We start from the raw sequence: 23899 nt of genomic DNA on the forward strand, positions 1-23899 counted from the left end.
TAGTATCAGTTTTGAGTGATGCCTTAGTCCTGTGCCGATACGACGGTGGGAGGTGGACACGACACTGATCCACGACTGGATCATCGGCCTGGACGAAGCCACGCAGGACAGCGTCCTGTCGGCGTTGGAGTACCTGGCCGATAACGGCCCCACCGCGGGTCGACCGTTCGTGGACCGCATCCACCACTCACGGCACCAGAACATGAAGGAGTTGCGTCCGCGCAGCCCCGGCGGAAGCCGGCAGTTGCGCATCCTGTTCGCGTTCGACCTGCAATCGCACGCGATCACACTGATCGCCGGTGACAAGACCGGCGACTGGAACAAGTGGTACCGGGACAACGTTCCGGCGGCGGACGATCTATTCGACCGGCACCTGTAACGGACCACCGAGAAGAAGCAGCGGAAGGGGAAGAGACTATGAGCACACTCGACGAACTACTGTCCGGTCTGCCCGTGGAGCGTCGCGAACGCATCGCCCGCGGCGCCGCCGAGATGGGGCGCGAGGCAGCCGAGTACCGCCTCCGCCAGCTTCGTGAGGACGCCGGCTACACGCAGAAGGCCCTCGCCGTGCTCATCGGCGTCGGCCAGAACCGGGTCTCCCAGATGGAGCACGGGCAGATCGCCGCCGCGCAGGTGTCGACCCTGCGCAAGTACGTCGAGGCCACCGGCGGCGAGTTGGAGGTGGCGGTCAAGCGTCCCGACGGAACCCGCATCCCGCTGGCGCTCTGATCGCTTGCCTCGCTCGGCGTTCGGCTGCGGTCCCGAGGCGACCGGTCGCAAGGAAGATCGAGCAGCGATGACGGCCGCTGTCATGGGTGCAGGTCGGTGATTTCCTTGGGCGCCGCCTCGACTCGCTTTGCCCATGTTCCGTCTGGCTGCTGCGAGATGGCGAACTCGCCAACGTCACCCGAATAAACCCACAGCTCAGCAGGTTTAGAGGACAGCCACGTCACATACAGCACACTGCGCGTGCCGTATGGCGCGTAGGAATCGTGGACATCGCGGAACACCTCGTTGCCGTTCTTGTCCCGGATCACCGGTATCCACGTGTCCACGCCGTTCTCGGCAGGCCCGTGCTCCACTGCTGCGGTGTACTGACCGGACGGTGAATCGACCGGGTGGTCCGGACGCACGAAGCGGTCCCCGTCAAGCGATCTAGACTGCCCGAACAACGAACACCCGGCAACGATCGCGCTCACAGCGACAAGTGCTGCAAGCAGACCCCGTCGAGCGCGTGTCGTGAAAATCATTTGTACGGGTAGCCTTTCGCACTTACCAGAGATCCGTTCTGGTCGAAAATGAAGTCCGACTCAGCATGCCATCCGATGTGGATCTGATACGGCTCAGCTTGCCCGAGAGTGACAATCTCGGCAATGCGGTTCTTCCACGTGTCCGTCGAGTAGTCAAAGTTCGGATCAATGATGTCGTTGAACTTGTACCCACCGTCCACGGTCACCTTGTAGGTGCCATCCGCAAGAGGCTGGACGTGGGTGGTCCCGTCCATCTGGAAATCGCGCGCAGCGGCAAGTGCTGCAAGCAGATCCCGTCGCGCGCGTCTAGATGAACAGCACCGACAACGCCTCGTTGAGGACCTCCAAGGTGACGAAGCTCTAGATCTCGGCCTCAGCCAAGGGCTTTTCAGCAGCGCGCCCCGACGCGACCGGCGGCTGTAACCGTCGGGGGAAGCGAGGCTGATGGCCCCCGACCAGCAGCGCTGAGATGCCGGCGACGCGAGTGTCGGCTCTGGTCGAATCCTGCGCAGTCTGCTCCGGGGTGCGGATACGCTGAGTCGTATGAGGTATCCGTCGCTGCCCCACTCTGATCAGGGGCCTGGTCAGACTCCGAATGGCTACAACCGCAGCGCCGCGGTTCCGGGCGTGCCGGCCGAAGGGTCGCGTGCTCGACGTGTGCGGACGGTGACGTTGGTTGTATGCGTGATCCTGGTGTCTGTCGTCGCTGTCGCGGCGGTGGCGGGGTGGATCGATCTGGACAGGGTCGCCGGTGGACATGCGGCCTCTGCGGCCGGTCAGGTGTCCGGTGATCGTGAGGAATGGTCGGCAGCCGTTTGCACAGACGGGACGGTGTCGACAATTTCAGATGGGAAAGCCGGGTTCCCGAACGTCGAAAACTACGCATCCTGCATGTCACGTGTACCTGGCTCGGGTGGCGGGGTCGTCCCAATTCTGATCGGCGAATGGAACGACAAGCTGACGATGCACCAAGACTTGATGCATTACAAGGCAATTCGCTCTTTCGCATCGGCAGAACGTGCCGACACCGTGATTGTTTTCGCCCCAATCGGAGACACAGGACCCGCCCCGCTTGAACCACTCACCGAATTCGGCTTCAGCATCGCCCCACTGCCATGAACCGCGGTGACCTCTCACTGGTGGTGTCGTCGTCACGGTGGACTGGTTGGCCACAATCGGGCGACATCGACTGAGGCCGTCATTGCCTGACCATCGATCGTGATGCCGTCGTCGGTTGTCCTGTACGGCACCAAGATGTCGATGGCTTGGCCTTCCCGATGTTCGAGCCGGATGTTGATCGCGTCACCGGCAAACGGCTCACGCACGGTGACGTCCATGACGGTCGCCCGGGCGCGCAAGCTCTCGGCGTCGGTTTCATCCTGCAGCGCCGTGATGATGGCGTCGACGCTGCGCTGCCCAGACGGCGCCCCGAGATTTCGCATAGCACGATCACCGTTGGTAGCGACGACCAGCATGAACGGCGCCAAATTTTGGTGCTCTAGGCCTATGCCAGCCACTTGTATGCTGTCTGCAAACAGCCGATCGAGGTCAGCTTGGGCTGCCTGACTCAGTGATGCACGCCAGTCCATGATTACCTTGCGGTCTAGGGGGAGGTGTCGATGGACAACAGCCTACGGGTGAATCCGGACGTTCTTGTCGCGGGTTCGCAACGACTGCACGACATCCACGACGAGATGCGTTCGGTCCTGGACACCCTGCACACGGCCCAAGACCGACTTCGCAGCACATGGACTGGCCAGACCTCCGACATCGCCGACACCAGATTCTCGGAGCTGCTCGCCAACGTCAGCAAACATCTCGACGACCTCGCCCATGATGCAGATCAATTGCATACTGCCGCCGGACTGTATCGGACCGAGGACAACGAGTCCGGCGCCGTGATCGCCGAACAGATGTAAGCCCGCACCGTGCCGACATATCAATACGACCTGAATCAGCTCGACGAATTCGTCGAGCTGATTGATCGCTCGATTGAGGAGCTCTCGGCCCACCGCGACGGCGCGAAAGCGACTGTGGCATCAATCGGTGAGCACTACTCGGGTACCGCGGCGACAGCCTTCACCCAGTCCCACGACCGGTGGCAGGCCTCGCTGCAGCAGCACCTCGACACTCTGCAAGCCCACCGAGTCTTCGTTGCGGACGCTCGGGCGAACTACGCCGAGGCACAACGCAAGAACGTGGAAATGCTGGGATAGGCCAGGTTCATGACGAAAGTTACTCCCGAGGACTACTACGCGGTCGCAGCGAAGTTATGCGAGCTCTCGAAGACTCTGGAGACCGCGCTCAAGGATCTGGACAACAAACTGGACGTCAGCCAGAGCGCGGGCACTTACGACAGCGGCGGGCCGGTGTGGGCGATCAGCTTTGACCAATCCGCCTCCGACGTCTTCGAGATGGCATCCACGACATCGATTGCGGCACGTGAACTCGGCTATCTGGTCCATCAATCCGGACTGAATCATGCCGATGTTGAGAACGGATCCAGCGGAGGCACAGGTGTGCAACCGACACCGCCACATCCGCAGGGGTCGTCGCTGGCCACCAATCTGCACCCCGCCAAACATGCGGTGGGAGGCACTCACGAGAAGCCAGCCCACTGGGATCTGATCGAAAAGTATGTCACCAAGCAGTGGGCTGACTGCGACGAAAGTCGAATCGGCACTGCGGGAACGCACTTCACCACGTATGGGAATACAACGAAGGCGACCGCTGCCACGTTGAGGTCCGATGTATTGGGTGTATTCACCCAAGCCGCCCAAGACCAAAGCCCCGAGGTCGACGGCATGGTCGACGAAGTCGCCAACGTCTACCGGGCCCTGAGCGACGCGGGTGATATGGGCATCGCGCTGGGTGCTGCATGCCAGGAGGTGCACCGCGTTGCCGATATCGACAAACGCACCGGCCGTCAGAGTTTGCAGATTCTGAACGCGATCGTCTTCTCCTACGAGGTCGACAAGATCGGAGCCCGACGCATCAGAGCGGGTTGGCTTGTACGGCTTCTCGACAATTTGATCGAAAAGAACAAGCGCGACTATGCCCGCGCCATGGATGCGCTCATCGACGGCATCAACGGCGCGGTCAACACCGCAGCGGAGTCCAACAAGGGGATTTATACGACAGCGACGACGAGTACCCAGCTGCTGTCGTCGATACTCGACCGCACACCGCGACAAACAAACCCGGTGCGCAATCGCAGCGACGAAGAGAACAGGAAAGCCGGTGAACAAGGCGAAGAGCGGGCCGGCATTCCACCACACGAAAAACGCAGGGTACCGATCACATATAACGGCGTCCCTTCGCTGATCGAACCGGATTACATCGATGACGAAAACCAGAATGTCGTCGAGGTCAAGAACACGAATGAAATTAGGCCGTACAAGACCCAGATATTGAAGGAACTTCAGTTTGCCCAAGAAGAGGGCTACACCATGACCCTGGTCGTGGACCACCGGACACAGATCAACGATCCCGATATCCAGAAGGCGATCGACTCGGGGCAGATCCAACTCATCCGCAAAGAACTCGATGACAACAATGACCACTAACCACACCACCCACCCTCATCGGGGCGCCGTCTCATGACTCAGTCCGCCGGCCCACCACCCAACCGTGACAAAGCCGAGGTCCTCGCCGGCCTCCGCAATGCCATCGGCAGCATCGAAGCCACCAGCGCCGACCTGGTCCGAGCGCCACGCCCAGCCCAAGCTGGTGACACCCCCCGCACCCGCCCCGACGCACAGGAGTCCCACGAGCCCATCACCTACCCAGGGATGCCTGAAGGCCCTCACTGGATGGAGCACCTGCCAGCCCGTTACAAGGACGGACAGCGGGGGTTTGACCGGCGCATCATGGAAGAACTCGCCGCTGTTGGGGTGCCGTGCTACACGCTGGGCGACCTGTCCAACCGTGTCCGGACCATTCCCCAAGGCATCCCCATCTTCATCGACTGGCTGACACACCTAGAGGAACGCATCCCCGGCCCGGAAACGCCCCACCGCGAATCCATCCGAGCAGGGCTCATTCGCAACCTCAACGATCTCGCTGCCCGCGGCAACTCGGCCGCGATCGAGGCGCTCGTTGCCCAACTGCGCCGACAACCACCGATGCGCAGCGGCCTAATCGGTTACGCCACAGTGGCACTGGCCCGTATCGCCACCAAACGCGACTTCGCCCTTATCGCTGAACTCATCGACGAGTTGCGGCCTCAGGGCGCAGCGGCGGGCCCGCTGATCGAGTACCTGGGCAAGGTGAAAACCGACGAGGCGCGCGATCTGGCGTTGAGGTTTCTCGACACCTTCACGTATTTCTCGATTCGCGCCCTGATCCAGATGAAGGCACACGGTGTCCGGGCACGGATCGAGCCCTACCTCACCCACAGCGACGCGTCGATCCGCAAAGAAGCTCGGCGCGCCATGGAACGGCTCCCCGAATGAGTGACGACCACCGCTTCGACCCGGATCTCGACCTCGACAGCCTCGAAGGTCAAGCCGAAGCGTTCCGGCGAGCTCGACAAGCCATCGACTCCATCGGCCGGGTCGACGGTGTATCCGACAACGGGCTGGTCCGCGCATGGGTCACGACCTCCGGCAACCTCGTTGACATCGAACTGGCCGACGACACACGGTACATGGATCGTGACCGGCTGAGCCGGCTCATCGTCGCCGCCGCCCAGCAGGCCTCGTTCAACGCGGCGTTAAAGGTGGCTGAAGTACTTGAGCCCCTAGAACAGCACCGACAACGGCTAATTGAGGACCTCGAAGGCACCGACGCCTTCACCGCGGCGACCCTGCGTAACGTCACAGCAGATGCATTGCCGGATTTCACAGGAACCTCGGCGGATCCTGACTTCAGCCACGGGCTTTTCCGGCGCTCCTGGCGGGCAGACGAGTCCTAGACGCCAGATCCACATCGGATGGGTACGCTGATGACTACAGATCGGACGACGGGATTGGCGGGCTTGGTCTTCGTCGCGCGGGCTTACCCAGGCAGATGCGACCATTTTCTGCAGCCTTGATGAATTTGGGTTGGAAGTGGACGGCCGATGCACCTCCGATGTGTCGGCGGCGCGGGTCAGCCGGTGACGATCTCGACACCGAGACGGTCGAGGGCCGGCTGCAGGTAGGTGGCCGCATCCAGCGCAGTCGCTCCGTGCTCGCCTTTGAAGATCCCGATCAGCACAGCCCGATTGTCCGCGCCGACGAGGAACACAGGGGAGCCCGAGTCTCCTCCTATAGCGTTGGTGCCGAATTTGATCGTGTCCCAGTCGGTTCGGACCAGCGGCCCGCACACCACCCCGCTGCGTGCACCGTCCAGACAGATCGGGGTTCCGGCTGGCAGTTTCCGCACCTCGGCTTCGGGCATCACCCCGCTGATCGGAAATTTTCCGGCGATCTTCGTCGCATCAGGGGCGGGTGCGAGGACAGTCTCCAGTAGCGCTGAGTCTTGGCCTGTGGCTTCGTCATCGAATTCCCCGGTGAGCGTTCCCACTACTTTCGGGCCTTCGCCGTTGGGGCCGGACCAGATGCTGACCACCTCTCCAGGGCGTTCGTCGCAGTGGCCAGCGGTCACGAAAACGTAAGCGCCGTCGGCGATCCGTCGGGCCAGTGGTCCGAGAGTGCACTTGTTTGGTGAGGTGCCGATCTGACCTTGTCCGATGTTGATACCTGGGTAAGGCTGCGCACCATATTGGATGCCGGCCGCATCTGCTTGGGGGACAGCGGTTCCGCCCACGTCAATCCACCGCTGTGCGGGCGCCGCCGGACCCTTAGCGGTGTCCGCTGTGGGAACCGCGTGTGAAACAGGTGTAGGAGCGCTCTCGGCGGCATCGCTGGACGAGCATGCCGACACCGCTGCGCTGGCCGTAACCACCACAGCCGCCAATAGTGCCGTGCGCCTGTTCATCGCTCAATTGTCGCACCCGTGTGCTACTGGCCTGCGCACGCGTTGTCACGTCCTTTTAAGAATCCGGCTAAAGGGCGTAGCCCGCTCTCAGCCCACGGCCGGAAGCAGCTTCCATTCCTGATGAATGACCATGGAATCAGGAACTATGCGGTTGTGGTCAACCGCGAGGTGCCTCGCTGTCGTCTGCGTGCGGTGAAGCCCCTCCGGTGATCGCGCGGTCGTACAGGGGCCGTAGCAGCGATTTGAGCTCTGCAGCGGTCGCGGAATTTGCGGTCGTCATTACTTGGAACATCACGTCGGCCAGGAATGTCCGGAATTCGACAGCTCCCCGTCGGGCCTCGTGTAGGGACTGCTCGATTTCGGATGGCGTTGGAAACTCCGGATTGTTGTCGGTCGCCGCCTCAAGTTGTCGGGCCAGCTGGGTCATCGCCTGATGCGTGGCCTGGCTGTTGTCGACCATGTCGAGCAGGGTTTTGAATCTTTCGGCGAGTTCTTCGATGGAAACCCCATCGACCAACATCGGATGCTCCGAGATGTACCTGGCGGCCCGATTCCCGAGAGCCTGGACCGAAGCAGTCTCAGCCAATCCTTCGGGCTTGCGTTCTCGTTCGTCGAGCGCCGACATCATGCGATCAGCAGCGGCGCGCATGATGTCGGCCGCGTCACTTCGGCCAACAGCATCAAGTTCTTCAGGGGAGGCTTGAACAACCGTTGCCATCCGGGCCAAGGTATCGGCGGGTGCACGGACAGGGATACGCAGGTCTTTCGTCTCCTGCCGATAGCCCTTGATGATCTGTCGCCATCGCGAATCTGAGATGCCAGCCTCCTTGGCGGCCGCGCGTACCGAAAGGCTGGGCTTTGCTGCGGTACGCAGACGTTCTAAAAACTCCGCCTCTGGTGGCTGCATAGGTTCGCGCACAGGGTAAGTGTCGGCTACGGGACTGGCGAAGTCCAGCGAGCTGCGCGGTAGACGATCTCGGGGACACGAACGTTTGGGTCCGTGTTCAGGGCGCGATTATCTTGACGTACGCGCGAACGTACGCAATAGTTAACGTACGTTTTGAGGCTTGGGGGGATTTGATGAGCGCTGAACTCATTCCGATCGCGGTGCCCGGTACCAACCGCGAAATCGTCGCGACCCTGATCGACAGCACGCCGATGGTGTCGCTTCGTCACGGCTGCGAATCGATCAATGTCGACTACTCGGGCCAACTTCAGAAGCTTAAGGGGAAGTCTTGGGCAACCATGGAGCTCGTCTCCACGGTCGCGGAGGATGGCAAGAACCGCGAGATGGTCATGATCGACCGCCGCACCTTCACGATGTGGCTGGCAACCATCGACACCAACCGTGTCTCCGATGACGCCCGTCCGATCATCGAGGCATTTCAGGCCGAGGCCGCCGATGCTCTCGATGCGTACTTCAATGGGACATCTCCAGCACTGGATCCACCCGCACCCGCGGCTGGGGAGATCGCTGGGGCCAACCCGCGTGTCGGTGGGGATCGGCTGGCGTGCGTCGTCGAGGCAGTGCACGCCAAAGCGACGGTGCTGCGCGCGTTTCGGGACCTTGTCGACGCGGATCATTTGGAAGCCGAGGCGCGCCGAGCCCTTGCCGGCGCACTCGGCGAGATCGCGGACATCGACCCCGGCGATGCTCCGCTGCGCTTGCGCGACTACCTGCAGCAGCGGGGGATGACCTCGGCCGTGGCCGAAGCGTTGGAGCCGGAATTCGACGCATTCCTGGGCAATCGCGGCATCGAGTCCCTCCCTGCCCTTCGCAAGTCAGGGGCTCCGAGGGGGACAGGACTGCGATCGTTCACCTACACCGAAGCTGACCGGCCAGCGCTCGATGCCATTTGGGAGCAGCTATTCGGTCCACATGCCGCCGTCTATGTCACTCGTCCGTCGAAAGGTTCGCGATGAAAACCAGCACCATCCCCACCACGCTCGGCTCCGCTGGGGCGGCTGAAACGGTCAACCTCACCGACACCGAATACGCTGAGCTGCGGGACCGGATCGAGACGGTGTTCCTGCTAGCCAGCGTCGCCGTGCGCGGTGCCGGCGTGCTCGACAGTGACGAAACTGTGCTGGTCGAGGACCGGGTCCGTTACGGCGTCGTCGCCCGTATCTGGTCCAACTTACTCAGGGATATCGCGAACCTGGATCGTTGACCGCCGCCCGCAGGCGAGCGGGCATGAGCTGGTGTCTGGACGGCGAGAAAGACTGTGGCGCCAAAGAATTCGGTTACTCCGTGGCGCTGATCGCTTCGACGTTCAGGATCGTTGAGGCGCGCTGCGACACAATTTCCCAATTCTGATGCAGCCACCCCCGCATGACGTGGGTTCTGCGGCCGGTGCGTGCCATCTCCTCCAGCGCCTCGGTCACCGCCGGATCTCCAGCCGCTATCTCGTTCGGCGGCTGGCCAGTCAGCTTGGATTCGGTTTCGATTGCGTAGAACAACACGGCGCCTGCGGGCAACGGGTCATCGCCGCTTGATTCTCGCGCCAGCTCCATCGCGGCGCGCTTAAAAGCCGCAATGCGGCGGGCCTGATCTACCGGGTCGGCAAGGTGGGTCCGGCGGGTCTCAACGAGGGCGGCCAGCCTGTCGAGTTGTTCGGCTGTCGCGCGCTCGATCATCGGCTCGAACGTGTCCATCAGACGCTGTGTCAGTGCCATTTCGAAGACTTCAAGCGGTCGATTGACTTCACAATTGGCCATTGCAGTCCCTTCCGTCGGCGCCCCGTTGTCGCGCACTGTGCCACAGCGCGCAGCTGACGCGGGTGTCCGGCGCGGCAGCGCTTGTAGCGTGCCTGCGTGCGGCGAATCAGGGGCGCCGACACCATTTACGCGGCGGTATCCCGCTGAGGACTATCGGCTCGGAAGGCGGATGCGCCGTGGGCACTCAATGGGCCGGTCGAAGGCACGTGCAGTGCGTCGTAACGAAAGGCCGGTCGGCCGGTCGGCAGGGGGACGTGCTCGCCGACCGTCGGCCAGGCGGGCGGTTACCAGGGGCCGAGGGAGAAGGTGGAGTCGAGGAAGGCTGCGACCAGGTCGGCCTGGTCATCGAGGGTCTCCTCGCAGAGGGACTCGACGCCCTCCTTGCGCCGCCACGCGGCCCACTTCGCCTGTCCCACTGCGCCGTAGCCCTCCAGGAGCGGGGCAACCGGACCGAGCACAACCTTTCGGTATCCCGCGACGGCCCGGGCCGCGCGCAGAAGCTCCGCCTCGTCGAAGCCCGCCCGCCCGAGCGCGACGATGTCGACATAGTCCCGCCAGCGGGTGCTGGTGATGCCGCGCTCGAGGATCGTCACGCCCTTCTCGGCCATGCTGGTCTCGGCGGCGTAGCCGAGCAACGTGATCGGGTCGCCGAGAATCCGCTCGATGGTCACCGGCCGGGGCGCCGGAACGACCGGGTCACCGGTGGAAACGTCCCACAGCGCTACGCCTTTCCACCGACCGATCGTCGCAGGAACCCGCACCCGCAAGCCGGGGTATTCGGCTTGCTCGCGGATGTCCTGAACGGTGATCGCGTCGATGTCGAAGACGACTCCGTCGTCGACGGCCACAGCGGCGATATCGCGGACCACGTCGACGAGGTGCTGCGCGGTGACGTCGGCGCTGACAGCGTTAGCGTCAGCGTCCTTCGTCGGTCGGCGAACACCGTAGGCGGCCAATAGGATCCCGCCTTTGAGGATGAAGTCACGGGCGTGCGGCGTGCGGGTGAGCCGGTCCAGGAACGACTCGAGAACATGACGGATCAAGTACTCCTGGGTCGGCGCGGCGGGGCCGCCCCTGTCCTTGGCCGAGCGGGCGGCGGACTGGATGCGGCGGAACACCTTGTCGCCGTCGCTCAACCCAACATCTCCAGCGCGCGCAGAGCGGGGGTCTTGGCCCTCGGAAGCCGGGTCGCGATGTCGATCAACCGCGCGGGCTTTCCACCGCGGCGCAGCCATTCGCGCAACGCATCGCGTGCCAGCTCGTGTCCGACCTCGCCGCGGAGGCGGAACGCGTCGGCGATCGAGCGTTCCGGGGAATAGATCCCGATCGTTTGGTCCGATCCGGCGATCGTGATCTGCTCGCGGCCAATGTCGAACGTGTCCCGATCGAACAGGTGCCACGTGATGGCACCTGTGCTGGCCGGTGGGCGCGCCCCTCGCCGGATCGCGACGTCCAGCGTGGAGGGGATCGCGTCGGTCAAGTCGTGATAGGCGAGAGCAGACGTCAGGCAGATCGTCGCGTCGGTACGTCGGGTCGCGGCTTCGAGTTGGTCCCAGTCGGCAGCCGGCGCGTTAACGGGCAGGTAGATCCCCCGTGCGATGCGGTCCATCCGTCCGTCGTTCGCGAGGCGGTAGAGCGCGCTGCGCGACAGTCCCCGCAGCTTGGCCGTGTTCGGGGTGAGGGCTTCCACAGGGCACCTCCTCAATCGCACAGTGAAACGAAACGTGTACAGATGATCATACCTGTGTACGTTTCGCTTCGAAAGGTGATTCGCACTGTCATTGGAACGTAACGTATGCAGATGAAACTATCTGTATACGTTATGTTCCGGATTGCCGATCCGCGACCGCGACACCGATCACTCAGCCGGCCAAGTGCAGCCCCGGTCGGCAGATGGGGCAGTTCGAACGTGCGGGACGCCTGGTTCTCCTGTCGGCAACCGCATTCCAGCGATCGATGAACAGAGTGAACGGCGATCACCCGAGGGGTGCCTCCCTTAGCGACCGGTGTCGGTATCGTGAAGGTATTGCTGAAGCCGTGATTAGTGGTGCGTCCTAAGTGATAGCTACGTCGGCCGGATTCAGTCGGATGGCGGCAAGAACTTCTCCCACAGCGAAGCCTCCAATGCCGCATGCTCAGAGCGGGACCGGCGGCGCAGCTCCTTCTCCGCCCGGGCGAAACGCCGGGACAAAACCCAATCCTCGCGACGTCCGGGCTCCACGTTTATTAACCAGCGCATCTGCTCATCAGTCAGACTTGCCAGTCTGCCAGCCGCGTCGCGACCGGAAACAACAACGCCGCCATACAGCAACGGAACATCGCGAGCTGTGAAATCCGACGCCGCGAGCAGCATCTCGACGCCAACATGATTCAGCACCTGGATGGTCCTATATGGCGAGAACCAGAAAACTAGGCTCCCGCCGGGACTTGTAATGGTCTCGAGTCGTTGCGCGCGGATGGTGTCTTCAATATCTGCGACGCCATGAATCCTGGCCTTGTACAGGCATTTGTTGGTGCTGGCGTGAAGCGTCCAGATCATGACCGCATCCTAATCGGGCAGCCGGGCCCGGTCTTCCGTGGCGTTGCTCGACACTCTTTAGTCGCGCGTCAGCCGTCTTCCAAAATGGCCGAGGCGATCAAGATCTCCAGCAGGAAGAAGGACGTGACAGCCAACGCGAGAATGATTTGCGCTTGCCGCGTTAGATTTGCTCGCAGCAGGCAACACTTGCACATCCGAACGGATCTGACGAAAGGAGCGGACCATGAAACAGCACGACCCCGGCGGTGCACTCTTCACAAGCGTTGGTCTGCTCGCGGTGGCCTTCTACTTTTCTGAAGGCGGCCCGACCTGGCTCGTGTTTGGGGGAGCGGCCGCAATCGTCGTCGGTCTCCGAAAGATCTGGTCGGACGTGCAGCGCGAAGAGCGTGAAGGCGTGGCGCCAGCGTCGCTGGTGGCCAAGCGGGTCCGGTTCGCCGGGACAGATTTCATGATCCTCGACGACAGCTCCCCGTCGCTGGTCAGCGCTCGCACGGGCGGGCGGGCGACGGTGACCGCCAGCTCCAGCGGCAAGATCGGAACCCTGTTCGTAGGCTTCGACGCCGACGGCAATCTGGTCGAGGCGGCCACCGAAGCCACACCATGGGACTCAGCGCAGCTGCTCGTGAGCTGACCTGATCCGGGCGCCGGCGGGCCACGCCACCGGACGGGGCGGTTTCGCCACCGTCCGGGCCGGTGCGATTACTGATCCATCCACCATCCAGGATGCGCAGACCGGGCTCTGGACCGCCACTGCACCAAGGTTCCGCTAGTTGTTGCGGGTCATGACGTTGTAGACGCCTGGGTGTAGGACCTCGACCGCTTCGCATACACGGTTGCAGATAGATCTACTCGTTCCTTCTGGTGGACGATCTCAGGATGAGCATCGATGGTCACTGGATGACGGCAGACGAAGCATCGGCCGCCCTCGGCGTCCGGAAGCAGACGCTCTACGCGTATGTGTCGCGAGGGCTTGTTCCACGGGACGTGGCCCATGACCCCGATGGGCGCCGGGTATCAAGATTCGACCGATCGCACATTGTGGCGCTCGCCGCCGAGCGGTCGCGTGCCCGCGCCGGAGTCCTCACTGTGCTGATCGAGTCCGATGTTTCCGCACTGGATCCCGAGGGACGGCTGGCCTTTCGCGGTCATTCCATTGCCGGTCTTGTCGATCGTGGGTCGTTCGAGGACGCGGCAGCACTGGTACTTCAAACCGATGGGTACCAGCCGCAGCCTGCACTGATTCCCGAATCGTCGGACGCTCTGCCGGTGAAAACGGCAGGTCGCCGCAGTGATGCTATCCGCGCAGCTGTGCTTACGGTCGCAGCGACCGATCCCGACCGTGGCAGCACCAGCGCCATGCATTGCGTGTCGGTGGCCATGACAGCCGTCGAAGCTGGCTGCGTCGCGATCACCGGACTCACCTTGGAATCCGGATCGGTCGCAACTCGGCTCAGCAGCGCGTTCGCGCGGTCAGCGACCACACCGGCCCTCGTCCGCTGTTTCAACGTGGCGCTCACGTTGCTGATTGACCACGAACTCACCGCGTCGACTCTGGCCACGCGTACGGCAGCCAGTGTCCAGGCCGACCCTTGGATGGCGATTCTCGCCGGCCAGTGCGCCATGAGCGGTCCACGCCAAGCTGGGGCAATCCAGTTGGCGGTCGATGTACTGCGCCGTTGGCTGGACGGAACAATGCTGGACTGGGGCAATCCATTGCCGGGGTTCGGGCATCGCGTGTACGTCGGCCCGGACCCTCGATACGAGCTGCTGATCACCGAAGTCGCCCAGCTCGATGCCGAACTTGTCCGGCGTGTCGAAGGACTGTGTATTGAAGTGGCGAGGAGGCAGAGCCGGTATCCCAACGTCGACCTGGCGTTGGCGGCACTGACCGTGGCGGTCGATGCGGATCCCGATTGCGGTGAGGTGCTGTTCACCCTCGCTCGAACGATTGGCCTCGCAGCACATGCAATCGAGGAGTATCCACACCGGCTTCGGTTACGTATGCGAGCACTCACGAGCCACCCTTGACGGTCGCGAGGTGGACACGTTGATTGAGTCAATGCCAGGCCCTGATCGGGACGGCCCGAGTCTGAAGAGATGGACGAGCACACTCAGATTGGTAGGCGGTATCGACAGTTCGCCAAACAGCAGGCTCACGGCAGTTCGCCAACGTTGGAAGCATGGGCCCACGTCGTCGCCGATGACCCGATCCTTCAGGGACGTCTGGCAACTCTTCCTTCATACAAGCAGCAGCCGAACCTGGTGTTCGCGGCCCTCCGCTGGCACGGTGCCACACCAGGCGACGAAACCTCCTTGCGCCACGGGCTACTCGAGATTTGGCGCGATGTCGAGCAGACCATCCTGCTGCGATCAACCCAGACGAACGAAGCGGCGAGATGCGCCATTCTCCTGCCGCTGCTGCACCATATCGGTGGGCCGATTGCGCTGATCGAGCTCGGAGCCTCGGCCGGACTCTGCATGATTCCCGATCTATACAGCTACCACTACTCCGACGGAACGGTGGTCGTTCCGTCGGCAGGACGTAGCGACCTGCTGATCGAGTGCGACGTCACGGCAGGACACCTGCCACCGACGCTCACGCCGCCGCAGATCGAATGGAGAGCCGGCATCGACCTCAACCCGCTCGATCCGGCAGACTCCGACACGCGTGCGTGGCTGACTGCCCTTACCTGGCCCGAACACGAGCAGCGACGCCAACGGCTTGAGACCGCTCTGCGTCTCGCAGCACAAGCAGATGTGCGCATCACTCGAGGCGATGTCAGGGACTCAGCCCAGATCGAGGCACTCGTGGCCGAGGCACCCTCCGGCACCACGCCTGTTGTTGTTCACTCCGCCACGCTGGGTTATCTGAGTCCTGACGATCGCGCCGCGACAGTCGAAGCCATCAAACGGACGCGTGCCCGCTGGATCAGCTTCGAAGGCCGCGGCATTGTCGAGACCACACGGACGATCGTCGAACCACTGACCCCGACCACACTGTTCGTCGGTTCACTCGATCAGGTCCCACTCGTGCTCGCCGACGGACACGGTCACACGATGGCGTCGCTCGACGATCACCGAGACAGCATGCGCGCCGCACAGACCGGTAAGGGAGCCGCACTGTGACCCACCAAAACTCACCGCTTTCCGTGGAAGGGCGCCGGAGGCTCGTCGCGCGTTGTCAGCATCGTCCCATTGCTCATGTCGCTGCCGAAATGGGTATCTCCCGAGCCTGCGCCAGCAAATGGGTGAACCGGTATCGCCGACACGGTGACCTCGGTCTCCAGGACCGCTCCAGCACCCCTCACCATCAGCCGACGGCTACAGATATCGAGGTGATCGCCCGGATCGAGGTCCTGCGGCGAGAACGCAAATGGCCCGCCACAAGGATCGCGTTCGAACTCGCACGTGAGGGCATCAAGATCAGCCGCCGCACCGTCACTCGCCATCTGCACGACCTTGGGCTCAACCGCCGCAAATTCATCGATCCGAGTGGCGAATCCAACCGGGTCCCTCGCACGATCGTCGCTTACAGACCCGGACACATGGTGCACGTCGACGTCAAGAAGGTGGGTCGGATCCCGGACGGGGGCGGCTGGCGCACTCACGGCAAAGGATCAGCACAAGCGAGGGCAGTCGAACGGGCCAAGACCGCCGGAGCCCGTGGCGGTTACGTCTACCTGCACTCAGCAATCGACGGATTCTCACGCCTCGCCTACACCGAAGCACTCACCGACGAGAAGGCAGCCACAGCAATTGGGTTCATGCACCGAGCGCGAGCCTTCTTCGACGCGCACGGAATCACCCATATCCAGCGGATCGTCACAGACAACGGCGCCTGCTACCGCGCCAAGGACTTCGCCAAGGCACTCCTGGGGGCACGGCACCAGCGAATCACGCCGTACACCCCACGGCACAACGGAAAGGTCGAGCGCTACAACCGGATCCTTGCTGAAGAGTTCCTCTACGCCCGTGAATGGCGCTCTGAACAACAGCGGTCGGAGGCCCTCGGCGTGTGGAACATCCACTACAACTATCACCGGCCACACAGCACGGCCCGAAATCAGCCGCCAGTGACCCGGCTCCAGAAAGGCGTCACCAACGTCATGGCCTCATACAGCTAGTGCTCGTTCATGAGGCGCAAGTGCATGCCAGCACGACCAGTTCCAATGCTCGAACGCCTACTCGGGTGTTCGTCTTCGCTGCGGTTCGCCGCTAGCTGGACCTCCCCGAGTTTCGGCGAAAATTTCCCATTTGACCTGCGGTAACTGTCAGTAAATCGGTGACTTTTCGGTTCACCTGCAGCAATGCGTAGCTGTCGTGGCAATGGGGGGTGCCTCGGACAGCTCGGCGTGACAGAAGGCAACAGGGTCTATAGGTGAAAGCTCATTAGTTAGTTGTTCTAGATACGTATCTTTACCTGCATTCTCTCTGAAACAGAGAATATCCGCTGTCGGAGGCACCCCCTATTCCCACGACAGTTGCGTGTTTGCCCAGTTGGGCAGTGAAGTAACCGGATCGGTGACAGTTACCGCAGGTCAAATGGGAAATTAACATGGAACTACGGGGAGGTTCAGCGCGACCGGGACAATTCGCATCCGACAAATCCAGCCGGACACGGGAACCGGATACGGGACCCGGTCTGTCGAAAATCTGGTCGGGCGTGTCGTGATTTTGTCGGCTGCTCGGCGTGCCCCGCGTCGTGGGAAAGCGCATCCGCGTGTGGCCATTACGTTGGCGCCCATGGCCGCGGACTACACCCAGTGCGACTTCGACGAGCTGCCCGAGTGGCTCCGTTCCGCGTGCGAAGGCCTGACCCCCGAAGAGCGCCAGATGATGCTGCAGTCCATGACGGCGATGGCGGCCTACGACGAGCAGCAAGAGCAGCAGACGCGGATCGAGGTGCCCGCACCGCCGTCAGTAGACGACCGGGAACTGGTCACCGGGCTGCTCTACCCGGGACGCGACCTCGATGCCGAACCGCTGCCGGCCGACCGCGCCGGTGAGATCGACGCATTGCTGGGCACGCCAAACCCGGACCGCGGCTTCTACCCATCGAGCTACAACCAACCGGTCCGCATGCTGACCCTCGCCGAGACAGCAGCAGAGCTGGGACTGGGGATGGCTCGGGTCCGCCGAATGGCCCGGGGCGGTGGACTGCCTGCGCTGCGGATGTTCGGAACGATCCGTATCAGATCGGATTACGTGTGGGCGATGGGCAACATCTTGGAGGCAGGCCTGCCTCCAGAGATGGGCTGCGGCTGGGCCACAGACCGACCTCGCGGAGCGCTCGACCGCGGTGTGCCAGCCGAGGAGGTGGCCCGCATCTTGCGGGTGCACCCGCAAACGATGTGGCGGTGGTGGCGCAGGTTTGCCAAGGCCAACCCGGATATGAAGCCGCGCAATTTGATGTGGCGCTGTATGGGTCGGCGTGAACGGGCGCTGGTCCCCGAAGACATCCTGATGGTGTGGGGGATTCCTTACGAGAAATCCTCGCTGCGGCGCATCTATTTCGAGGAGGCTTATCGCATCGACGCCGAAGTGCGCGCGGCGATCGCCGAGAACCGCCGCCGGACCGATGGTGTCGCTCCCGACCTGCTTCGGCGCAAAAACAGGATGATCCGCGACCGGGTATCGGGGCTGCAGTGTTTCACGATTGCCGATGCTGCCTCGATGATGGGGATCAGCGCCTCGGGGACCCGCAAGGCGTTGCAGCGCGGAGGGGCCGTCACCTGGACCATTGCGGGGACGACGCGAGTCTGCCAAGACGACTTGTTCGCTGTGCTCCAGCTGCGCAGCGACAAGATCCGCAAATCTCGGGGCCTTCCGCCCGGCGGCTTGATGAAAGACCCACTGCTGGTGCCGATCGCGATGGCCGCCGACAAGATCGGTGTCACCGTACGCACCCTGCGCCGCCGTGCCGCTGCTGGCAAGCTTGAAATAGTCACCTCCGGATCCAAGCTGTGGTTGCGGCGCCACGAGGTGGATGCGCTCGTTGCCGCCCAGGCCGCCAAACCGGCACGCGCCGCCGAGGCTCGCGACCGCCGCCGCGCCGCTGCTGAACGGGGTGCGAACCTGACCGATGCGCACGTGGAGAACTTCCTGGCGTGGCTGAAGTGGAGCCAACCCGACATCGACCCCGCATTGGCGCTGCACACGCGTTCCAGCGCAGCTACGTTCGCCGGCACCCGACCGAATGTCATCGAGGCGCTTGTCGCCGAAGGGCTGCTGCCGGCCCAGCGCCGTGGCCGCGATCTTCGGATCCGCACCGTCGATCTGGTTGCGGCAGGGGTGTTCAGTGCCAAGGTGGCGCGGATGTGCCCGAAGCTGCGGATCGGTGATCCGCGTCAACGGCGCAGCGTCACCGCGGAATACCTCACTTTTGACCAGGCCGCCCAGATTGTCGAGCGACCCGCATCTGAGGTTCGCTATCTGGCCAGGATCGGAACCTTGCACGCGGTGCGCTTCGGGTCGGGGAACCATCGATTGCATGAAAGCGAGGTTTACGGCCCCGGTTTGGTGCGCTACCGGCAGACGGCCCGGCCGTATCGAACGATCAAGCACAGGCGGTTCGGTGGCTACAACCAGACTGTCAATGAGACGGCCAACCACCTCGGTGTCAGTGAACGAACCGTGCTGCGCATGATCGAACGGGGAGCGCTGTTGGCGATCGAGGCGGCCAAGCAGCGTTGGTGCCGCATCGAGGGCGGGGCATGGGTACAGCGCGACTTCCCCGTCAACCATGGCGGGTTCCTGGTGTCGGACAAGAGCGTTCGTACCGCGATCCGGCTGCGACAGTGCCGCGGTGACCTGCCGCGGACACCGATCCCGGTCACTGTCGAGCATCTGCGTGACGGCCGCGCCCCAGAGCTGGAACCGTGGCAGGAGTATCAGCTTGTCGACCGGCAGGGGAACCGTGTCGACGAGTACGGCCGGGCGAGTTGATCGGGTGAAAACTGTAGCCGGAGTGCTACCGGCGCTTGAACTTCTTGCCGTAGACGCCTGAGACACGTGGCGGCGGTGGGCCGGTCGGGTCGGGTGCGTCGGGATGGCCGGCGGTGTGCAGGGAGACGTAGATCAGTTTGCGCAGGCTGTTGTGTGGGCCGTGTGGTTGGTGCTTGTAGTGGCCACGTACGAACCATCGACGGTAGGCGCGATCGTCGTTGTCTGGGTTGCCGTTGACGCCGCTGACCCCGGGTGGGCGCAGAATGTCGAGCATCGTGACGTCGTTGCGTGTGGTGCGGGTTGATTTCTTGGCCGGGCCAGTGTTGACCCGTTTCTGGGTGACAACGCGCTGCTGGCCGATCAGTGCGAGCAGCGAGAGCACTGTGGCGGTCAGTGTGGGTGGTCCGGATCGATTCAGTTCGGGGTCGTCGAGCGGGCTTACCAGGTCGAGGACGCCGGAACCGCGGTCGACCACTGTGGCTAGCTCGTGCTGGTCGAAGCGGAGTACTTTTCCTGGTGATGTTTTGGGGCGCATGTCGCTGAGCTGTCCGTGCTTGCGTGGATCGCGCATCTGGGAGAGCAGGTAGCTGGTGATGTGGGTCTGGTCGTAGATCCAAGCGATACCGTCCCAGGTGACCGGAACCGTTGATTGGCCCGCGTCTTTCATGTCAATGCTTCGCCAGCTGAATGTTGCGAGCGGTTTCGGCCACAGCATCAGCCCGACTGGTGCCAGATCTGACGTGGTGATCAGCTCTTGGAAAGTGGTCTCCGGCATATCGCGGCTGGCGAGGTCGGCTGCAACGGATGCCGCTGTGCGGCTCATCCAGTACAGCTCGGCGTCAGCGATGTTGTCGGCGAACATCTTCATGTACGGCCTGGTGGGGTGGTTCTTCATCTCGTCTGGGACGGTGTCGATCTCGTCGATCGAGGCCTGGTAGCAGCGTTCGGAATCTGCGAGTGCCTCGGCGATCCACGGCATGCTGAATGCATCCCACCGGTGCGAACGTCCAGCCATTTCCCCTCCCGACCTCCAGGCAGCGTGTGAGTCGCAATATAGCGGCGCAGGGCGACAGTGCCGTGGGCCCGGCCCCGGGAAAGCTGGGCGCGGAATTCTCAGGTCTTGGATTCGGCGTCCGTCGCCGCGACGCCGCCGCGCTTCAACACCGTATAGGTGAAACCGGGTTTGACGAGGTGGTAGCCCTTGTCAGTGAACAGATCCCGGTACGAATCACCGCCGAGGATGGACCGGATGTGGCAGTTCACGCCGCTGAGAACAACCACGTCACCCTCTTTCAGATCCCGTCCGAATACGCGCATCGTTCGTCCCTTCCCGTTCAGAAGCAGGCGTCGCAGGTGCAGTGGTGGTGGCCGCCGGAGCGGCACGCTGGAGAGGGGCGGTGATTGGGCATGAGCTCGTTGACAGCGGTGCGCCCCTGGCACATCCGGCACGCGGAGTCCCAGAACACCCCGTCAATGTGGCGGTAGAAGATCACATTTCGACCCTCCAGAGTCCCGGGGGCCAGATGCTGTGGGAGAACTTGTGCCCAGTCGGGGAGTGCGGGCTTTAGCGTTGATGTGGGCACGGGTGACATTCCTTGTCTGTTCTGGTTGACGGCGTTTGGAGCGGTGATCGACCGCGGCAGCTGTGGAGGCGGTTCGGGTTCTGCGGGTCTCGCGACAGGGTCGGTGACTGCTCTTCGTAAATCTCTAAAATAGAGAATATCACCGAAGGGGCTTCTCTGCATCCCGCCGTTCTCGCCGCGCTGGCCGCCACACCGGGTCCTATTCAGAGCGGCGTTCAGGCGTCGTTATGTGCCCGTACGCATCGGCGTGTGCTCTGATCGACGCGACAGTCGCCGTGCCACAGCCTCACGAGCACACCTGAACTGATGACAGGTGCGTCCTGAACATCCACTACATCCTGCGGTCCGTTCAGGTGTCGAGTTCGCGGTAGTCGAACTCGTATCCCTCGCCGTGGAGGTAGTTCTGCAGACTCCCGCTGCCCTCGTCGGCGTAATAGCCGCCGGGATCGTAGGTGGCGCGAATATGGTCGAACACCTCGTCGTAGGTGGCGTGACGCGTGACTACAGGCTCGCCCGCGCTTGGGTCGGCGGTGGTTAGTTCCCAGACCATCAGACGTCCCAGCTAAATTCGCGGCCGACCAGCCCTGGATCGGCGGAACAGGTGGCGATCTCGGCGAAGTAACCGGACTCGTCGGCACCGACATTGCTGCCAGTGCGTGGGCGCAGATGTTCATCGGCCCACTCGTCGAGGTCGCCAGTCGGAGCTGGCACGTCGAAGGTCTCTGTGCGCGGATACTCCTGGCCGTCATAGACGTCGGTGAATTTCACGGTGATCTGCACGGGGGCGGTTCCTTTCGTAGGGGCGAGGTGCGTCGCCACGGTGTCAGGTGACTCCATGGGCAGGAGCACGCGGCGCGACGTGCTCGGGCTGGTGGCTGTCACGTCCCTTCCTTCGGGCGAGTCGCAGCCCGTGGCCGGCGGCGGGCCGTGGCCCGGTGTGTCGGTGCATGTGGCTAGGTCGAGCGGCCGGGGAATGGTTTCCTGCTCACGGTGTCCCGCCTGGAATGCAAGGAGAATCCATGTCTGAGAGCGCATCGCGAGTCGCAGCCGAAGCGGCGCTGTTCCTGGCCGGCCGCAGCGCCGATGATCTCGGCTGGCCCGACCGCTCCTGCGTGGCACGGCAGTTCGACGCCGCGCTTATGGGTGGTCTCGGTCCCGCGCAGTGGGTACCCGATCCGGTTATGTGGTGCATCGCGGTGCTGGAGCCGGCCATCGAACGTCGCATGCCCGGTCCCAGTGACGATCTGCGCGCATTGGGGTGGCCGCACGCGCCCACAGTTGCAGCGCGGCTGGTTCAGTGGCTCGTCGAGGACGGAATCTTGACTGACTAGTGGCTGACTAGCACCGCTTTTATTGCACAACGCGAACTTGTCGGTGGCTGTGTGTAATCTCTAAAATAGAGATCAACCGACACCCCTTCAGGAGCTTGAGATGCGTCTTCCCGCCCCCGTTTCGACACTGGTCACCACTGGCGATGTCACTGCTTCGGCACCGACGATGGCTAGCCGTGTGGACCCCGAGGGGGCGCGGCGCATGATGGACATTCTCATCAACCTTTACGCCGACCGCCGCCTGGCGGTGGTGCGCGAGTACGTCTCCAACGCCGTCGATGCCACTCGCGTGGCGGGCAGCACCGCCCCGGTGCAGGTGACCAGCCCGACCGAACTGGAACCCAACCTCATTGTCACCGATGCCGGTATCGGTATGTCCGCAGCCGAGGTCGAAGCCACGTTCCTGGCGTTCGCTGCCTCGACCAAGCGCGACAGCAACGACCAGATCGGCGGTCTTGGTGTCGGAGCGAAATCGGCTCTGACAGTGGCCGAGTCGTTCCTGGTGGACACCATCAAGGGTGGTCGCCGCACCCTGGTGCGCGCCGCCCGTGACCTCACCCATCAGGTGCTGCTCGCTGATGCGCCCAGTGACCTGCCCAACGGCACCACGATCACCGTCGCCGTGGAAGTCGCAGGCCAGCTCGACAAGTGGAACACGGTCATCCGTGAGGTCTCCTCGGCCCACCCCGAAGGTGCCGTCCTGGTGGACGGTAAGCCGGTGGCGAGCCTGTCGGGTGGGCTGCGCTGGATCGGACCCGTCGGCTGCCTGCGCGCGGGGGATCGCACTGTCGCGGTGCTGTCCGGCGGCACCCTGTTCGACGCCGTTCCAGAGGTGGTCAACCGAGTCCTCGCAGCCACACGGTTGCAGGCGGCGGTGATCGAACTGCCCATCGGATCGTTCGATCACACCCCCAGTCGCGAATCAGTGGTCGCCACCGAGCGCACGCTGAGCGCCGTGGACGCCGCGCTCGAGACGTTCGCGCAGGTCTACGGAGACCTTGAGGAAAAGGTGGCGACCCTGGCCCTGACCGACGTGCACGCCGCTGCGACCCTGCGTGCCAGCATCCTGGGCGATGTGGCCCGCGCCGATCTGCTGCCGGTCCCGTTTCACGCCGTGGTTCCCGGCGGTTCGGGTGTTCGGTTCGGGTCGGAAAAGGGGCGCCGGACCAACCGGCGTCGCTGGAAGATCGCCGAGGCCGGCGAGGTGGTGTTCACCGCATTGGGGGCCGAGCGCGTCCTCAAAGACGTTGTGGTGGTTACCGATGTGCCCGCGCGACGCGGCCTGCGAAGCTTCGCCACGCTGATGGCTGAAACGCACTCTGAGGCTCGGTGGGTGGTCCCAATCGTCGAAGGCACCGACCGCATCGATCTTCCGATACTGGGAGAAGGCGACACCGCTACCGGGCAGGTCTGGCCGATCAGTGCCGACACCCCCGGTGTCACCGTGTACAGCTTCACCGAGTGGCTGGCGGCCACGACGACTAAGCCTCGATCCACCGATGAATTGCCTGTGTAGGTGGGTGTCGATATAAGGAAAGTGCCCCTTGAGCTGGGAGGATTGGTGTTCTCTACGCATCAATCAGGCCAGTTAAGAAAGGCACTTCCAGTGCA

At 63.2% G+C, this 23899-nt stretch carries 30 protein-coding genes; 17 read left to right on the forward strand and 13 right to left on the reverse strand.

Features of this window, described 5'->3' with window-relative positions:
* Positions 1-52: 52 nt before the first annotated feature.
* Both BKG60_RS05090 and BKG60_RS05095 read left to right on the forward strand, forming a co-directional pair.
* Positions 53-379, forward strand: coding sequence for a type II toxin-antitoxin system RelE/ParE family toxin (locus tag BKG60_RS05090; RefSeq protein WP_019345507.1), 327 nt, complete (start codon positions 53-55; stop codon positions 377-379).
* Positions 380-417: 38 nt separating this feature from the next.
* Positions 418-729, forward strand: a complete 312-nt coding sequence (locus BKG60_RS05095) for a helix-turn-helix domain-containing protein (RefSeq protein ID WP_019345508.1) — start codon at positions 418-420, stop codon at positions 727-729.
* 80 nt (positions 730-809) lie between these two features.
* Here the strand turns inward: BKG60_RS05095 and BKG60_RS05100 are convergent, their stop codons facing one another.
* The gene (locus BKG60_RS05100; RefSeq protein ID WP_019345509.1) at positions 810-1133 is read right to left on the reverse strand and encodes a hypothetical protein; all 324 of its coding nucleotides are present in this window, start codon (positions 1131-1133) and stop codon (positions 810-812) included.
* 113 nt (positions 1134-1246) lie between these two features.
* Positions 1247-1504 (reverse strand): hypothetical protein, encoded by a 258-nt coding sequence (locus tag BKG60_RS05105; RefSeq protein WP_019345510.1) that lies wholly within the window; start codon positions 1502-1504, stop codon positions 1247-1249.
* A gap of 289 nt (positions 1505-1793) precedes the next feature.
* Between BKG60_RS05105 and BKG60_RS05110 the strand changes: the two genes are divergently transcribed.
* The gene (locus tag BKG60_RS05110; RefSeq protein WP_131721846.1) at positions 1794-2369 is read left to right on the forward strand and encodes a hypothetical protein; all 576 of its coding nucleotides are present in this window, start codon (positions 1794-1796) and stop codon (positions 2367-2369) included.
* A gap of 32 nt (positions 2370-2401) precedes the next feature.
* Here the strand turns inward: BKG60_RS05110 and BKG60_RS31365 are convergent, their stop codons facing one another.
* Positions 2402-2839, reverse strand: coding sequence for a hypothetical protein (locus tag BKG60_RS31365; RefSeq protein WP_047036675.1), 438 nt, complete (start codon positions 2837-2839; stop codon positions 2402-2404).
* Positions 2840-2869: 30 nt separating this feature from the next.
* On the opposite strand from BKG60_RS31365, the gene BKG60_RS05120 reads away from it, so the two are divergent.
* The 5 genes from BKG60_RS05120 to BKG60_RS05140 are packed head-to-tail and all read left to right on the forward strand — an operon-like array spanning position 2870 to position 6165.
* Positions 2870-3169: a WXG100 family type VII secretion target gene (locus tag BKG60_RS05120; protein ID WP_081489050.1), complete on the forward strand. Its 300-nt coding sequence runs from the start codon at positions 2870-2872 to the stop codon at positions 3167-3169.
* A gap of 9 nt (positions 3170-3178) precedes the next feature.
* Entirely contained in the window at positions 3179-3466 is a 288-nt protein-coding gene (locus tag BKG60_RS05125) for a WXG100 family type VII secretion target (RefSeq protein ID WP_019345514.1), read from the forward strand.
* A 9-nt stretch (positions 3467-3475) separates the two neighbouring features.
* On the forward strand, positions 3476-4816 hold the full coding sequence (locus tag BKG60_RS05130) for a putative toxin (protein WP_019345515.1): 1341 nt from the start codon (positions 3476-3478) through the stop codon (positions 4814-4816).
* Between the two features lie 33 nt (positions 4817-4849).
* Positions 4850-5704, forward strand: coding sequence for a hypothetical protein (locus BKG60_RS05135; RefSeq protein WP_019345516.1), 855 nt, complete (start codon positions 4850-4852; stop codon positions 5702-5704).
* The gene (locus BKG60_RS05140) at positions 5701-6165 is read left to right on the forward strand and encodes a YbaB/EbfC family nucleoid-associated protein (RefSeq protein WP_019345517.1); all 465 of its coding nucleotides are present in this window, start codon (positions 5701-5703) and stop codon (positions 6163-6165) included. Before BKG60_RS05135 ends, BKG60_RS05140 begins: the two co-directional genes overlap by 4 nt.
* A gap of 176 nt (positions 6166-6341) precedes the next feature.
* On the opposite strand, the gene BKG60_RS05145 is transcribed toward BKG60_RS05140, so the two are convergent.
* Positions 6342-7001 carry a chymotrypsin family serine protease gene (locus BKG60_RS05145; protein ID WP_019345518.1) on the reverse strand — a complete coding sequence of 220 codons (660 nt, stop codon included), beginning with the start codon at positions 6999-7001 and terminating at the stop codon, positions 6342-6344.
* A gap of 328 nt (positions 7002-7329) precedes the next feature.
* Positions 7330-8091: a helix-turn-helix domain-containing protein gene (locus BKG60_RS05150; RefSeq protein ID WP_131721845.1), complete on the reverse strand. Its 762-nt coding sequence runs from the start codon at positions 8089-8091 to the stop codon at positions 7330-7332.
* 101 nt (positions 8092-8192) lie between these two features.
* Here BKG60_RS05150 and BKG60_RS05155 point away from each other — a divergent pair, with 101 nt between their 5' ends.
* Positions 8193-9095, forward strand: coding sequence for a phage antirepressor N-terminal domain-containing protein (locus tag BKG60_RS05155; protein ID WP_242671581.1), 903 nt, complete (start codon positions 8193-8195; stop codon positions 9093-9095).
* Positions 9092-9343, forward strand: a complete 252-nt coding sequence (locus BKG60_RS05160) for a hypothetical protein (protein ID WP_019345521.1) — start codon at positions 9092-9094, stop codon at positions 9341-9343. The genes BKG60_RS05155 and BKG60_RS05160 overlap by 4 nt, the downstream gene beginning before the upstream one ends.
* Positions 9344-9416: 73 nt before the next feature.
* Here the strand turns inward: BKG60_RS05160 and BKG60_RS05165 are convergent, their stop codons facing one another.
* The 4 genes from BKG60_RS05165 to BKG60_RS05180 form a co-directional block, all read right to left on the reverse strand.
* Positions 9417-9926, reverse strand: a complete 510-nt coding sequence (locus BKG60_RS05165; protein ID WP_131827513.1) for a hypothetical protein — start codon at positions 9924-9926, stop codon at positions 9417-9419.
* A 248-nt stretch (positions 9927-10174) separates the two neighbouring features.
* The gene (locus tag BKG60_RS05170) at positions 10175-11026 is read right to left on the reverse strand and encodes a nucleotidyl transferase AbiEii/AbiGii toxin family protein (protein ID WP_019345523.1); all 852 of its coding nucleotides are present in this window, start codon (positions 11024-11026) and stop codon (positions 10175-10177) included.
* A complete protein-coding gene (locus tag BKG60_RS05175; RefSeq protein ID WP_019345524.1) occupies positions 11023-11580 on the reverse strand; it encodes a type IV toxin-antitoxin system AbiEi family antitoxin domain-containing protein in 558 nt (185 codons plus the stop codon). Before BKG60_RS05175 ends, BKG60_RS05170 begins: the two co-directional genes overlap by 4 nt.
* Before the next feature lie 390 nt (positions 11581-11970).
* Positions 11971-12429 carry a hypothetical protein gene (locus tag BKG60_RS05180; protein ID WP_019345525.1) on the reverse strand — a complete coding sequence of 153 codons (459 nt, stop codon included), beginning with the start codon at positions 12427-12429 and terminating at the stop codon, positions 11971-11973.
* Between the two features lie 223 nt (positions 12430-12652).
* On the opposite strand from BKG60_RS05180, the gene BKG60_RS05185 reads away from it, so the two are divergent.
* From BKG60_RS05185 to BKG60_RS05205, 5 genes are all read left to right on the forward strand, one after another.
* Positions 12653-13060 (forward strand): hypothetical protein, encoded by a 408-nt coding sequence (locus BKG60_RS05185; RefSeq protein WP_019345527.1) that lies wholly within the window; start codon positions 12653-12655, stop codon positions 13058-13060.
* 245 nt (positions 13061-13305) lie between these two features.
* Complete coding sequence (locus BKG60_RS05190; protein ID WP_204161223.1) at positions 13306-14457, forward strand: citrate/2-methylcitrate synthase; 1152 nt, start codon at positions 13306-13308, stop codon at positions 14455-14457.
* A 69-nt stretch (positions 14458-14526) separates the two neighbouring features.
* Positions 14527-15555, forward strand: coding sequence for a DUF2332 domain-containing protein (locus BKG60_RS05195; RefSeq protein WP_019345529.1), 1029 nt, complete (start codon positions 14527-14529; stop codon positions 15553-15555).
* Positions 15552-16553, forward strand: a complete 1002-nt coding sequence (locus tag BKG60_RS05200; protein WP_050979143.1) for an IS481 family transposase — start codon at positions 15552-15554, stop codon at positions 16551-16553. Before BKG60_RS05195 ends, BKG60_RS05200 begins: the two co-directional genes overlap by 4 nt.
* Before the next feature lie 619 nt (positions 16554-17172).
* Positions 17173-19374 (forward strand): MerR family transcriptional regulator, encoded by a 2202-nt coding sequence (locus BKG60_RS05205; RefSeq protein ID WP_019348874.1) that lies wholly within the window; start codon positions 17173-17175, stop codon positions 19372-19374.
* Positions 19375-19399: 25 nt separating this feature from the next.
* Here the strand turns inward: BKG60_RS05205 and BKG60_RS05210 are convergent, their stop codons facing one another.
* From BKG60_RS05210 to BKG60_RS05225, 4 genes are all read right to left on the reverse strand, one after another.
* Entirely contained in the window at positions 19400-20389 is a 990-nt protein-coding gene (locus BKG60_RS05210) for a hypothetical protein (protein WP_131823431.1), read from the reverse strand.
* A 98-nt stretch (positions 20390-20487) separates the two neighbouring features.
* Positions 20488-20691, reverse strand: a complete 204-nt coding sequence (locus tag BKG60_RS05215) for a hypothetical protein (RefSeq protein ID WP_070946519.1) — start codon at positions 20689-20691, stop codon at positions 20488-20490.
* 615 nt (positions 20692-21306) lie between these two features.
* A complete protein-coding gene (locus tag BKG60_RS05220; RefSeq protein WP_019346796.1) occupies positions 21307-21507 on the reverse strand; it encodes a hypothetical protein in 201 nt (66 codons plus the stop codon).
* The gene (locus BKG60_RS05225; protein ID WP_242663635.1) at positions 21507-21839 is read right to left on the reverse strand and encodes a hypothetical protein; all 333 of its coding nucleotides are present in this window, start codon (positions 21837-21839) and stop codon (positions 21507-21509) included. The genes BKG60_RS05220 and BKG60_RS05225 overlap by 1 nt, the downstream gene beginning before the upstream one ends.
* Before the next feature lie 137 nt (positions 21840-21976).
* Here BKG60_RS05225 and BKG60_RS05230 point away from each other — a divergent pair, with 137 nt between their 5' ends.
* Positions 21977-22288 carry a hypothetical protein gene (locus tag BKG60_RS05230; protein WP_131823432.1) on the forward strand — a complete coding sequence of 104 codons (312 nt, stop codon included), beginning with the start codon at positions 21977-21979 and terminating at the stop codon, positions 22286-22288.
* A gap of 166 nt (positions 22289-22454) precedes the next feature.
* Positions 22455-23804, forward strand: coding sequence for an ATP-binding protein (locus BKG60_RS05235; RefSeq protein WP_165688703.1), 1350 nt, complete (start codon positions 22455-22457; stop codon positions 23802-23804).
* Positions 23805-23899 lie beyond the last annotated feature (95 nt).

Source organism: Mycobacterium syngnathidarum (genome assembly GCF_001942625.1).
In the GTDB taxonomy this organism is placed as follows: Bacteria; Actinomycetota; Actinomycetes; order Mycobacteriales; family Mycobacteriaceae; genus Mycobacterium; species Mycobacterium syngnathidarum.